9 protein-coding genes and 3 pseudogenes are annotated in these 11,799 nt (G+C 67.5%); 7 read left to right on the top strand and 5 right to left on the bottom strand.

Translation table 11 applies throughout. The features are described from left to right. Positions 1 to 594: 594 nt before the first annotated feature. Positions 595 to 1,488: pseudogene (locus AD428_RS20760) on the bottom strand (LysR family transcriptional regulator). Positions 1,489 to 1,596: 108 nt separating this feature from the next. On the opposite strand from AD428_RS20760, the gene AD428_RS20755 reads away from it, so the two are divergent. Then, entirely contained in the window at positions 1,597 to 2,583 is a 987-nt protein-coding gene (locus AD428_RS20755) for a TerC family protein (RefSeq protein ID WP_053246434.1), read from the top strand. Positions 2,584 to 2,613: 30 nt separating this feature from the next. Here the strand turns inward: AD428_RS20755 and AD428_RS20750 are convergent, their stop codons facing one another. Together AD428_RS20750 and AD428_RS20745 are read right to left on the bottom strand one after the other, a co-directional pair. Continuing rightward, the gene (locus tag AD428_RS20750) at positions 2,614 to 2,970 is read right to left on the bottom strand and encodes a protealysin inhibitor emfourin (RefSeq protein WP_053246433.1); all 357 of its coding nucleotides are present in this window, start codon (positions 2,968 to 2,970) and stop codon (positions 2,614 to 2,616) included. Beyond that, a complete protein-coding gene (locus AD428_RS20745; RefSeq protein ID WP_152968179.1) occupies positions 2,967 to 4,034 on the bottom strand; it encodes a M4 family metallopeptidase in 1,068 nt (355 codons plus the stop codon). Before AD428_RS20745 ends, AD428_RS20750 begins: the two co-directional genes overlap by 4 nt. Positions 4,035 to 4,658: 624 nt before the next feature. Here AD428_RS20745 and AD428_RS25595 point away from each other — a divergent pair. Then, positions 4,659 to 4,874, top strand: a pseudogene (locus AD428_RS25595) (HAD family hydrolase); the annotation flags it as partial. A gap of 214 nt (positions 4,875 to 5,088) precedes the next feature. On the opposite strand, the gene AD428_RS20740 reads toward AD428_RS25595, so the two are convergent. Together AD428_RS20740 and AD428_RS20735 are read right to left on the bottom strand one after the other, a co-directional pair. Further along, positions 5,089 to 5,490 carry a hypothetical protein gene (locus tag AD428_RS20740; protein WP_053246431.1) on the bottom strand — a complete coding sequence of 134 codons (402 nt, stop codon included), beginning with the start codon at positions 5,488 to 5,490 and terminating at the stop codon, positions 5,089 to 5,091. A gap of 124 nt (positions 5,491 to 5,614) precedes the next feature. Next, complete coding sequence (locus AD428_RS20735; RefSeq protein ID WP_053246430.1) at positions 5,615 to 6,937, bottom strand: MFS transporter; 1,323 nt, start codon at positions 6,935 to 6,937, stop codon at positions 5,615 to 5,617. Positions 6,938 to 7,171: 234 nt separating this feature from the next. On the opposite strand from AD428_RS20735, the gene cyoA reads away from it, so the two are divergent. From cyoA to AD428_RS20710, 5 genes and pseudogenes are all read left to right on the top strand, one after another. After that, positions 7,172 to 8,215: a ubiquinol oxidase subunit II gene (cyoA, locus tag AD428_RS20730; RefSeq protein ID WP_053246429.1), complete on the top strand. Its 1,044-nt coding sequence runs from the start codon at positions 7,172 to 7,174 to the stop codon at positions 8,213 to 8,215. Between the two features lie 64 nt (positions 8,216 to 8,279). Continuing rightward, the gene (gene cyoB / locus AD428_RS20725; protein ID WP_053245839.1) at positions 8,280 to 10,283 is read left to right on the top strand and encodes a cytochrome o ubiquinol oxidase subunit I; all 2,004 of its coding nucleotides are present in this window, start codon (positions 8,280 to 8,282) and stop codon (positions 10,281 to 10,283) included. After that, complete coding sequence (cyoC, locus tag AD428_RS20720; RefSeq protein ID WP_053245838.1) at positions 10,276 to 10,917, top strand: cytochrome o ubiquinol oxidase subunit III; 642 nt, start codon at positions 10,276 to 10,278, stop codon at positions 10,915 to 10,917. The genes cyoB and cyoC overlap by 8 nt, the downstream gene beginning before the upstream one ends. After that, positions 10,914 to 11,360, top strand: a complete 447-nt coding sequence (cyoD, locus tag AD428_RS20715) for a cytochrome o ubiquinol oxidase subunit IV (RefSeq protein ID WP_053245837.1) — start codon at positions 10,914 to 10,916, stop codon at positions 11,358 to 11,360. The genes cyoC and cyoD overlap by 4 nt, the downstream gene beginning before the upstream one ends. Continuing rightward, positions 11,357 to 11,799 (top strand): annotated as a pseudogene (locus AD428_RS20710) (SURF1 family protein); the annotation flags it as partial. The gene cyoD and the pseudogene AD428_RS20710, both read left to right, overlap by 4 nt.

Raw genomic sequence — 11,799 nt, 5'->3', positions numbered from 1 at the left:
GCGTTACCTGCCGGTTGGCGGAGGCCGCGGCGTTGCGGCCGGCGAGCCAGTGCAGGACCAGGGCCAGGACCAGCAGGCAGGCCATGACCAGCCCCCAGAAGAGCCAGGCCAGGGCCGTCAGCCAGGGCGCCAGGCTGGCGGCGGCGGGCACGGCGAGCCAGTGGCAGGACCAGGGCCAGGACCAGCAGGCAGGCCATGACCAGCCCCCAGAAGAGCCAGGCCAGGGCCGTCAGCCAGGGGCGCCAGGGCTGGCGGGCGGCGGGGCAGCAGGTGGTTGAGGGTTTGCGCCGCATACAGCATGGCGGCCTGCAAGGAGTGCATGAATTCCGGCGAGAGCCAGCCCGGACGGCCTCGGGCGGCACGCCCCAGGCTGGGCCGGCCAGCGCGGCGTCGGGCACCCGGGCGTCGGCCACGGCGGCGAGCGCCCACTGGGTGAGCCGGGTGGCTAGCACGATCAGCCCGGTCCAGAGCGCCGCGAGCACGGCAAAGACGATCCAGACGATTTTCTTCATGGCATGCAGCGTGGAGGTTCCGCGAGGAACCAAGCATATGCCAATTGGCGGGCCGTGTCAGACGGGACGGCCGCGGGCATGCTCAGGCATAGGCCGAGGCGCGCGCGGCGGCCACCAGGGCCTGGACCAGCGGATGGCGCTGTCCGCGCCGGTTGCGGATAGCGTGAATTTCCTCGTGCACGCAGTCGCTGCGCGCCAGCAGGCGCAAGCCGCGCAGCAGGCCCACGTCGCCGCCGCCCAGGCGGCTGATGGGAAACACGCCCAACCCGCGCGCGGCGAACACCGACATGAGGGCGCTGTCCTCGAACTCTCCCACCACATTGGGCCGCACCCCCAGCTCGGCGAACCAGCGGTCCAGCGTTTGCCGCAGCACCGAGTGGCCGGTGGGCAGCAGCACCGGCAGCCATTCCAGGCTGGCGGGAAATTCGCGGACCGCGGCCTTGCGCACCAGCGCCGCGGGGCCGTGCCAGTCCACCGGAGAGGAGGCGAGGCGGTCGCTGACGAGCCGCAGATTGGGGTTGCCGGCGCGCTCGCGCCGGCCAGCACGAGATCGAGGTGGTGCAGGGCGAGTTCCCCCAGCAGTTCATCGAACTCGCCTTCGTGGCAGGTCAGGCGCAGGTCGGGGCGTGTCCAGCACGGGGCCGAGCAGGGCATGCGCCGCCAGCTTGGAGATGCCGTCCGACAGGCCCACCGCCAGCCGCATGACCGGCCGCGTGGCGGCCGCGCGCACCTCCTGCGGCAGCATCTGCCCGATTTGGAAGATTTCCTCGGCCCGTGCGAAGGCCGCCTGGCCCGCCTCCGTGAGCGTCACGCCGCGGCCGGCGGGCTTCAGGAGCTGGTGGCCCAGGCTTTTTTCCAGCTCGCGCACCTGGGCGCTGATGGTCTGGATGGCCATGTCCAGCCGGTGCGCCGCGCGCGAAAAGCCGCCTTCCTTGGCGACCAGCCAGAAATAGTACAGGTGGCGGTAATTGAGCATGGCATTCCAAAGCTTCGGTTTTTTCGAAGCTTAATTCAATTTCAGGCTGATTTATCCGAGCGGAATCCGTGCGCATCATGAGGCCTTTTCATTCAGGGGGAATTAGCCATGGATGCATTGATGGCGTTTTTCGGATCCGATTTCCTGGGCACGCCCGCCTGGAGCTGGCTGCTGTTCCTGGGCGTGGTCGTCTCGCTGCTGGCCTTCGACCTGGGCGTGCTGCACCGAGAAGAGCGCGAGATCGGCGTGCGCGAGAGCCTGCTGCTCTCGGCGGGCTACATCTGCGCGGCGCTGGTCTTCGGCGCCTGGGTCTGGTGGCAGATGGGCCCGGCCAGCGGCATGGCCTACTACACGGGCTTTCTGATCGAGAAGTCGCTCTCGCTGGACAACGTGTTCGTCATCGCGCTGATCTTTTCGTTCTTCGCCATTCCGCGCCGCTACCAGCACCGCGTGCTGTTCTGGGGCATCCTGGGCGTGATCGTGCTGCGCGCCGTCATGATCGGCCTGGGCGCGGCCCTGGTCAGCAATTTCGGCTGGCTGCTGTACGTGTTCGGCGCCTTCCTGGCCTTTACCGGCGTGAAGATGTGGATGATCGCGGACCAGGAGCCCGACATCGCGTCCAACCCCATCCTGAAATTCCTCAAGCGCCGCATGCGCGTCACCGAGGGGCTGCGCGGCAACGCGTTCTGGGTGCGCGAGCCCGATCCGTCCACCGGCCGTCCGGTGCGCTGGGCCACGCCGCTGCTGCTGGCGCTGGTGCTGATCGAATTCGTGGACCTGCTGTTCGCGGTGGATTCGGTGCCGGCCATTTTCGCCATCACCACCGATCCGTTCCTCGTGTACACCAGCAACATCTTCGCCATCCTGGGCCTGCGCGCGCTGTATTTCGCCCTGGCCGCGATGATCCATCGTTTCCACTACCTGAAGTATGCGCTGTCGCTGGTGCTGGTGTTTATCGGCGCGAAGATCTTCCTGGTGGGCTTCATCGGCAAGATCCCGCCCGCGGTGTCGCTGTCGGTCACGTTCGGGCTCATCGCCGGCGGCGTGCTGTTCTCGCTGTGGAAGACGCGCGACGGCGGGCTCAGGACACAGTGAGTCCCGGCGGCGCGGCGGGGCCGCGACGCTCTACTTTTCGTCGCCGCCCGCGCCTGGCCCGGGCGGCGCGTATTCGCGCCACAGCTTTACCAGCGTGGCGGGGGTCTGCTCTTCCGGCACGTCGAACTTGATCGACGCCAGCGCCGCGTCGCCGTAGATCACCTCGATGCGGAAGTAGCGCTGGTCGCCGCCGCGGGCATGGCTGCCCTCCTGCGCGGCATGCGGAGCGGCGTTGCGCACGGCGTCGCACACTTCTTCCCGCACGCCCGGCGGACAGGCGACCAGGTCGATGCTGCGCGGCGCGGACAGGGCGGGAATCGGAGCCAGGCCGCCCTCGCGCGACACGCGCACCAGCGCGGCCAGGTCCAGGGGGGGCAAGGAAATCATGTCGGCACTCCCACGGCCGCCCAAGCGCGGGCGACCGCCTGTTGCACCGCGGCGCCGTGACCCGCACCGGCCACGTCCACCGTCAGGCGCGCAAAAGCGCTGAAATCGGCATTCTTGTCCAGACGCCGGTCGCACAGCGTGTCGTACCAGACGCGGCCGGCCGAGGTCCAGGCGTGGCCGTCCAGCGCGGTGGCGGCCAGGTAGAACGCGCGGTTCGGAATGCCGGAATTGATGTGGACGCCGCCGTTGTCGTCCGTGGTTTCGACATAGCCGTCCATGTGGGCGGGCTGCGGATCCTTGCCCAGCGCGGGGTCGTCGTAGGCGGTGCCCGGTTCGGCCATGGAGCGCAGTGCGCGCGCCTTCACCCTGGAGGTAAAGAGCCCGGCGCCGATGAGCCAGTCGGCCTGCCTGGCCGTCTGGCCCAGCGCATACTGCTTGACCATCGACCCGAAGACGTCGCACAGCGATTCGTTGAGGGCGCCCGACTGGCCCCGGTAGACCAGGGCCGCCTCGGCGTCGATGACCCCATGCGTGAGTTCGTGGCCGATGACGTCGGCAGCCAGCGTGAAGCGGTTAAAGACCACGCCGTCGCCGTCGCCGAACACCATCTGTGCGCCGTTCCAGAAGGCGTTGTCGTAGTCCTCGCCGTAGTGCACGCTGCCCACCAGCGGCAGGCCCTTGCCGTCGATGGAGTCGCGGCCATAGGCCTCGCGATAGAAACGGTAGGTGTCGCCCAGGTGGTCGTAGGCCTCGTCCACTGCCGCGTCGCCGGTGGGCGGCGCGCCCTCGGCGCGCACCAGCTTGCCGGGCAGGGTGGTGCTGTTTCCGGCGTCGTGCACCGACCGCGCGGCCGTGCCCTCGGGCGCGGCCTGCTGCATCGCAACGGACGGACGCGGCGCTCCGGTCTGGTGCGCCCGCAATCCCACGTGCTGCTGGTCGATGATGAGCGTCTTGACCGCGGGCATGGACAGCCGCGAATCCGCGTGCCGCGCGAGGCGGTCGAGCAGATAGGGGGGAATCACGCCAAAGGGCGGCGAACACTCGGAGCGACGGGTCACAGGCATATCTCCACGAAGCGCCGGGCCGCGGCGGCGCCGGCCATGGATTTACGGTATCAGAGGCCGCGCGGAGCGGACGTAACAGTGTGCGAGGGTGTGTAGACGGCCGCGCGGGAACGCGGCGGCGCGCGGCCTTAGGGATAATCCTCTATCCGGATTGCGCGCCGGGGCGCATCTTGTCATCGAGGCCGTTTGCATGGATAAAGCCGCTGCGCGCGGGGTGGGGCGCAAGGGCGGCGGCCTTGAAGGAGAAGCGCATGAAACAAAGGGACTGGGTTTCCGGCGACACCGCGCCGCAGCGGCATGGATACTACGAAACGCGCTTCGATACCGGCGACATTGCCGTAACGCTGTACAGCGCCCTGGGCTGGCTGCCGGCCAATGGGCAGGGGGCGGTAGTGGGGTGGCGCGCGCTGGCGCCGGCGCTGGAGCGCGAAAGAGGCCGAGCTGGCATCTGGAATCGCTGCGCTCCGCGCCGCCGCAGTGGGAGTCGGAGGAGTAGGGGCGCCGGCCTGCGCCGCGGCCGGCAGCGGCAGCCAGCCGGGCAGCCGCGCGGCGTCGCGGGCGGGGCCGAAGACGGCGCTGCAGTATGCTTGTGGCCTTCAGGCATGTTTTCGATATTCCCCCACGATGCGCGATTTTCCTTTTGACGCCGTGCTCTTCGACTGCGACGGCGTGCTGGTCGATTCCGAGCCCATTACCAACCGCGTGCTGGCCGAGATGCTCAACGAGCTGGGCTGGGCGGTCAGCCTGCAGGAAACCTTGCGCATTTTCACCGGAAAAGCCGTGCGCGACGAGCTGCCGCTCATCGAGAGCCCGCCAAGCGGTTCCAAGAAGAGCGCCTGGCGTTGCTGCCTTTGCCTGCGCAGCACGGCATTCTGCTGCCTGCCAGATCCCACCGGCCTGTCCCGCGAGAGAGCTTCCAGCACCCGCTGTCGGTCTATAACGAACTGCTGGAGGTGCGGGCGTGNGCGCCCCGGCGCTGAACGCGGCGGACAACGGGCGCCCGGCCTGGATTGCCCCCCCTTCGGAAAACCGCGTTCAGTGCTGGCGCGCCGCGCTAGGCGCCGTGCAGCAGGTCGCGCTCGTTGAGCAGCGCATAGACGATTTCCGGACGGCTGTCGAAGGCGCGGCGGATCGCTGCCGGAATGGCGGCGCGCGTCTTGCGGCACAGGCCGGCCTGGCTCTCGAGCTGGATCTGAATGCCGCGCGAGGTCCGCACCTCGTTGGCGCTGGGCGTAATGGTGACGACGATGCCGAGCTGCGCGTGCATGCGGCCCTGCATGGCGCGCAGGTCTTCCAGGTCGCGCAGGCTCTCCAGCCGGGCCACCAGCCGCTTCTCCTCCTCGCGCGTCAGGCGCAGGATGCGGAAGTCGGCCCGGGGATCGGCAAACAGCCGATCGCGGTCGCACACGCAGGCGCCGGGCGGGCACGCTTGGCGGATGGGAAACGGGAAGTTCATGGCCGGCCAGGGATCGCGGGCGGGAATCGCCCATCCGCAGATTCTAACGACGATCCCGCGGCGGGTGATCCCGCGGCGGGTGATCCCGCGGCGGGCGACCCCGCGGCGGGCGGCCCGGCCGCAATCAGTCCCGCGTCTCCAGCACCTTGTTGATGCGCAGCGCGATCAGCGTGCACGCCACGCCTGACAGCAGATAGATGCTCACGGCCGCCAGCCCGAAACGCGCCGAGAGCCCCAGCGCCACGAGCGGCGCGAAGGCCGCGCCGATGAGCCAGGCCATGTCGGATGTGAGCGCCGCGCCCGTGTAGCGGAAACGCCGCTCGAAGTTCGTGGTGACGGTGCCGGACGCCTGCCCGTATGACAGGCCGAGCAGGGCGAAGCCGATGAGGATGAAAGCGTCCTGGGCGGCTGGGCCGCCGCCCAGCAGCCAGGGCGCGAAGAGCGCGAACACGCCGATCAGCACGGCCAGCGTGCCGAGCGTGGTGCGGCGGCCGATGCGGTCGGCGATCCAGCCCGAGGCGATGGTGCCCAGGATGCCCACTGCCGCGCCGACGATCTGCACCACCAGCACGTCTTGCATGCGCTGCGTGGCGCTGACCGCGATCCAGGACAGCGGAAACACGGTGACGAGGTGAAAGAGCGCGTAGCTGGCCAGGGCCGCGAACGCGCCGATGAAAAGGTTGTAGCCCTGCTCGCGCACGATCTTCGGAATGCCGATGGGCTCCAGCTCGCCTTCTTCGAGCAGTTGGGTGTATTCCTCCGTGACCACCAGGCGCAGCCGCGCGAAGAGCGCCACCACGTTGATGGCGAACGCCACGAAGAAGGGATAGCGCCAGCCCCATTCGAGAAAATCCTGCTGCGTGAGCGCCACGGTGAGGAACAGGAACAGCGCGCTGGCCACCATGAAGCCGATGGGCGCGCCGAGCTGGCCCAGCATGGCGTACCAGCCGCGCCGGTCTGGCGGTGCGTTGAGCGCCAGCAGCGAGGGCAGGCCGTCCCATGAGCCGCCCAGCGCGAACCCCTGCAGGCACCGGAAGATCGCCAGCAGCGTGATGGCGTGCATGCCGATGACGTTGTAGCCAGGCAGGAACGCCATGCCGACGGTGGCCGTGCCGAGCAGGAACAGTGCCATGGTGAGCTTGGTGCCGCGCCCCCAGCGCCGCTGCACGGCCATGGAGACGGCGGTGCCGATCGGGCGGGCGATGAAGGCGAAGGAGAAGATGACAAAGGACCAGAGCGTGCCTTCGAGGCGGGGCTCGAAGGGGAAGAACACGCTGGGGAAGACCAGCACGCAGGCGATGCCGAACACGAAGAAATCGAAGTACTCGGAGGCCCGTCCGACCACGACTCCCACCGCGATCTCGCCCGGCGCCACCTTGGCGTGGCTGATCCCCGACGAGCCGACATAGGCGGAAGCCTGCCCGGGATATTGCGTGGTGCTCGCCATCTGAGTGCTCCTCTGACGGAGGTTTCGGAATACGTGTTTGCCATGCTTATGCAACACGTTCTTGCAACACTCCAGCGCGCGCCGCGCGTGGCTTGCGAGCCGCATTCTCCAGGGAACACGGCCCGTTGCCACATGCGAGCCCGCGCACGCTTTCGCTCTTTTTACCCTAGATTTTTCGCGGCTTCCAGCGTACTGTTGCGTTTAACGATCACGGTTACGTATTGGGGTGTGGTCATGCCGTCGTTCCCAAAGCTCCGCGGATTGATCTTGTTTGGCGCCCTGCCGCTGCTCTCCGGATGCAATGCGGTGCTGCTCTCGCCATCGGGCGACGTGGCGGTGCAACAGCGCAACCTGATCATCATATCGACCGTGCTGATGCTGCTCATCATCGTGCCGGTCATCGTGCTCACGCTGCTCTTCGCCTGGCGCTACCGCGAAAGCAACACCCAGGCGCGCTACGAGCCCGACTGGAACCACTCCACCGTCCTCGAACTCCTGATCTGGTCCGCGCCGCTGCTCATCATCATCGCGCTGGGCGCGCTCACCTGGGTCAGCACCCACCAGCTCGACCCCTACCGCCCGCTGGCGCGGCTTTCCGAGGGGCGCGAGGTGCCCGCCGACACCAAGCCGCTGGTGGTCGAAGTGGTGGCCATGGACTGGAAGTGGCTGTTCCTCTATCCCGAGCAGGGCGTGGCGGCGGTCAACGAAATGGCGGCGCCGGTCGACCGTCCCATCGAATTCCGCATCACCGCATCCTCGGTCATGAACTCCTTCTTCGTGCCGGCGCTGGCGGGCCAGATCTACGCCATGCCGGGCATGCAGACCACGCTGCACGCCGTCATCAACCATGCTGGCGAGTATGAAGGCATGTCCGCCAACTACAGCGGGGCGGGATTCTCCGGCATGCGCTTCAAGTTCCACGGCCTGGACCAGCAGGGTTTCGACAAGTGGGTGGAACAGGCGCGCGCCTCGGGCGCCGCCATGGACCGCGGCGCCTACCTGAAGCTGGAGCAGCCCAGCGAGCGCAATCCGGTGGCGCGCTATGCGTCCGTGGCGCCAGGGCTGTTCGAGGCCATCGTGAACCGCTGCGTCGAGCCCAACCGCATGTGCATGCGCGACGCCATGGCCATCGACGCGCAGGGCGGGCTCGGGCTGCCCGGCGCGCACAACGTCACCAGCCTGGACGCCGCCACGCGCGAGCGGCTGGGCCTGCAACAGGCGCCGGTGCGCAGGTACGTGGGCGCCATGTGCACTTCCGGGGCGGATCTGGTGATGTAGCGACCGGCCGCAGGCGCCGTCCGCGCGGCGCGATGTCGAACCTGGGTTCTATACGGGAAGCGAGATGACTGAGCACTCCGACCTCACCAAGCTCTTCTTCGGTCGCCTGACCTGGGAAGCGATTCCGTACCACGAGCCTATACTGCTGGCCACTTTCGCCGCCGTGGCGCTGGGCGGGCTGGCGCTGCTGGGCGCCATCACCTATTACGGCAAGTGGGGCTACCTGTGGCGGGAGTGGTTCACCAGCATCGACCACAAGAAGATCGGCATCATGTACATGGTGCTGGGCATCGTGATGCTGCTGCGGGGCTTCGCCGACGCCATCATGATGCGGCTGCAGCAGGCCATCGCCTTCGGCGATTCGCTGGGCTACCTGCCGCCGCATCACTACGACCAGATCTTCACCGCGCACGGCGTCATCATGATCTTCTTCGTGGCCATGCCGCTGGTCACCGGGCTCATGAACTACATCGTGCCGCTGCAGATCGGCGCGCGCGACGTGGCCTTCCCCTTCCTGAACAATTTCAGCTTCTGGATGACCACCGGCGGCGCCGTTCTGGTGATGATGTCGCTCTTCGTGGGCGAATTCGCGCGCACCGGGTGGCTGGCCTATCCCCCGCTGTCCGGCATTCTGCACAGTCCCGACGTGGGGGTCGATTACTACATATGGGCCTTGCAGATCGCGGGGGTGGGCACGCTGCTGTCGGGCGTCAACCTCATGGTCACCATCGTGAAGATGCGCGCGCCCGGCATGACGCTGATGCGCATGCCCGTGTTTACCTGGACCGCGCTGTGCACCAACGTGCTCATCGTGGCCGCCTTCCCCGTGCTGACGGCGGTGCTGGCGCTGCTCTCCATGGACCGCTACGTGGGCACCAATTTCTTTACGGCGGACTTCGGCGGCAACGCCATGATGTACGTGAACCTGATCTGGATCTGGGGCCACCCCGAGGTGTACATCCTGATCCTGCCGGCCTTCGGCGTATTCTCGGAGGTGGTGTCCACCTACTGCGGCAAGCGGCTCTTCGGCTATGCGTCCATGGTGTACGCGTCGGTGGTGATCACGGTGCTGTCGTACCTGGTGTGGCTGCACCACTTCTTCACCATGGGCTCGGGCGCCAGCGTGAACTCGTTCTTCGGGATCACGACGATGATCATCTCCATTCCCACGGGTGCGAAGATCTTCAACTGGCTGTTCACCATGTACCGCGGCCGCATCCGCTTCGAGGTGCCCATGCTCTGGACGGTGGGCTTCATGGTCACCTTCGTGATCGGCGGCATGACGGGCGTGCTGCTGGCCGTGCCGCCCGCCGACTTCGCGCTGCACAACAGCCTGTTCCTGATCGCGCACTTCCATAACGTCATCATCGGCGGCGTGCTGTTCGGCCTGATGGCGGGCATCACCTACTGGTTCCCCAAAGCCTTCGGCTACAAGCTCGATCCGTTCTGGGGCAAGTGCTCGTTCTGGTTCTGGCTGGTGGGTTTCTACGTGGCCTTCATGCCACTGTACGTGCTGGGGCTCATGGGCGTGACGCGCCGCCTCAGCCATTTCGAGGACGCCTCGCTGCAGATCTGGTTCCAGATCGCGGCGGTGGGCGCGGGCCTGATCGCCATCGGCATCGCGTGCTTCCTGATCCAGCTCGTGGTGAGCTACCGGCGCCGCCATGAACTGCGCGACGTCACCGGCGACCCCTGGAACGGCCGCACGCTGGAATGGTCCACCTCGTCGCCGCCGCCCGCCTACAACTTCGCCTTCACCCCGCGGGTGCACGACCTGGACGCCTGGTGGCAGATGAAGCAATGCGGCTACCAGCGGCCGCAGCAGGGCTTCATTCCCATCCACATGCCCAAGAACACCTGGGCCGGCATCGTGCTGGCCGCCATCAGCGTGGTGATGGGCTTCGCGCTGATCTGGCACATGTGGCCGCTGGCGGCGGTTTCGTTCGCCGCGCTGATCCTGGTTTCCATCGTCCATACCTTCAACTACCAGCGCGACTACTACGTGCCGGCCGAGGAAGTCGTCCGTTGCGAAGCCGCCCGAACCCAGCTCCTGAGCAAACATGTCTGATACCTACGCGCCCCCTCTCACCGGCGGCCAGACGCCGCCGCAGCCGCTGAGTTTCCACGTCGAAGGCGAGCACCACCCGCAGAACGGAACCCTGCTGGGCTTCTGGGTGTACCTGATGAGCGACTGTCTCGTCTTCGCCTGCCTGTTCGCCACTTACGGCGTGCTGGGGCGCAGCTACGCGGCGGGCCCGTCCGGGGCCGACCTGTTCGACCTGCCGCTGGTGGCGGTGAACACCTCGCTGCTGCTGCTCTCGTCCATCACCTACGGCTTCGCCATGCTCGAAATGCGCCGCAACCGGATCGGCGCGACGCAGGGCTGGCTGGCGGTCACGGGCCTGCTGGGCGCGGGCTTCCTGGGCCTGGAGCTCTACGAGTTCGCTCACCTCATCCATGAGGGCGCGGGGCCGCAGCGCAGCGCGTTCCTGTCGTCGTTTTTCACGCTGGTCGGCACCCACGGCCTGCACGTCACCTTCGGCATCGTGTGGCTGGTGACGATGATGGTCCAGGTGCAGCTGCACGGCCTGATCCCGGCCAACCGCCGGCGCCTGATGTGCCTGTCGCTGTTCTGGCACTTCCTGGACCTGATCTGGGTGGGCGTGTTCACCTTCGTCTATCTCATGGGAGTGCTGCCATGACCGTACGCACCGATCACATGGCCAACCTGAGCCAGGCCCACGGCATGCAGCACGCGGCAGATCACGGCCATGGCGGCCACGGCGGCCATGACGGGCACGGCGAGGACGACGGCCCGCACGGCACCTTCAAGGGCTACGTCACGGGCTTCGTGCTGGCGGCCATCCTGACCGCCATACCGTTCTGGCTGGTGATGAACCGCGTGTTCGACAGCTCGCGCGTGACCGCGCTGGTGATCCTCGCCTTCGCGGTGGTGCAGATCGTGGTACATATTGTGTATTTCCTGCACCTGGACGCCAAGTCCGAGAGCGGCTGGAATATGCTCGCGCTGATCTTCACGCTGGTGCTCGTTGTGATTACCCTCAGCGGCTCCATCTGGATCATGTACCACCTCAACTCCAACATGATGCCCGCGTCGATACACGACATGCGGAATATGCCTTGACCGCAGCAACCGAGAAGTCCCCGGGCGGCGCACCGCGCGCGCCCCGCAGCCGCGCCCGGCTGCTCGTTCTGGCCGTGATCGCGGCGTCCTGTTTACCGGCTTTTGCGCCCTGGGCACCTGGCAGGTGCACCGGCTGGCCTGGAAAGAAGCGCTGATCGCGCGGGTGGACGCCCGCGTCCATGCGCCGCCCCAGGCCGCTCCCGGCCCCGGCCAGTGGGCCGGCCTGAACGAAGCCAACGCCGAATACCGCCGCGTGAGCGCGAGCGGCACGTTTCTCTACGACCGCCAGACGCTGGTGCAGGCCGCCACCGAGCTGGGCAGCGGCTACTGGGTCATGACGCCCCTGGAGCTGGACGGCGGCGGCATCGTCATGGTGAACCGCGGCTTCGTGCTGCCCGCCTGGCGCAAGACGCCGGCCGCGCGGGGCGAACCCCGGCCG

This window comes from Achromobacter sp. DMS1 (assembly GCF_001270295.1).
Note: the sequence above shows the minus strand (reverse complement) of the source record. Positions and strands in the feature narration are given on the sequence as shown.

Excerpts from the sequence above, each read along its gene's own strand:
- AD428_RS20755 (WP_053246434.1), top strand. The coding sequence starts at position 1,597 with ATGGATGCATTGATGGCGTTTTTCGGATCCGATTTCCTGGGCACGCCC.
- AD428_RS20750 (WP_053246433.1), bottom strand. The coding sequence starts at position 2,970 with ATGATTTCCTTGCCCCCCCTGGACCTGGCCGCGCTGGTGCGCGTGTCG.
- AD428_RS20745 (WP_152968179.1), bottom strand. The coding sequence starts at position 4,034 with ATGCCTGTGACCCGTCGCTCCGAGTGTTCGCCGCCCTTTGGCGTGATT.
- AD428_RS20740 (WP_053246431.1), bottom strand. The coding sequence starts at position 5,490 with ATGAACTTCCCGTTTCCCATCCGCCAAGCGTGCCCGCCCGGCGCCTGC.
- AD428_RS20735 (WP_053246430.1), bottom strand. The coding sequence starts at position 6,937 with ATGGCGAGCACCACGCAATATCCCGGGCAGGCTTCCGCCTATGTCGGC.
- cyoA (WP_053246429.1), top strand. The coding sequence starts at position 7,172 with ATGCCGTCGTTCCCAAAGCTCCGCGGATTGATCTTGTTTGGCGCCCTG.
- cyoB (WP_053245839.1), top strand. The coding sequence starts at position 8,280 with ATGACTGAGCACTCCGACCTCACCAAGCTCTTCTTCGGTCGCCTGACC.
- cyoC (WP_053245838.1), top strand. The coding sequence starts at position 10,276 with ATGTCTGATACCTACGCGCCCCCTCTCACCGGCGGCCAGACGCCGCCG.
- cyoD (WP_053245837.1), top strand. The coding sequence starts at position 10,914 with ATGACCGTACGCACCGATCACATGGCCAACCTGAGCCAGGCCCACGGC.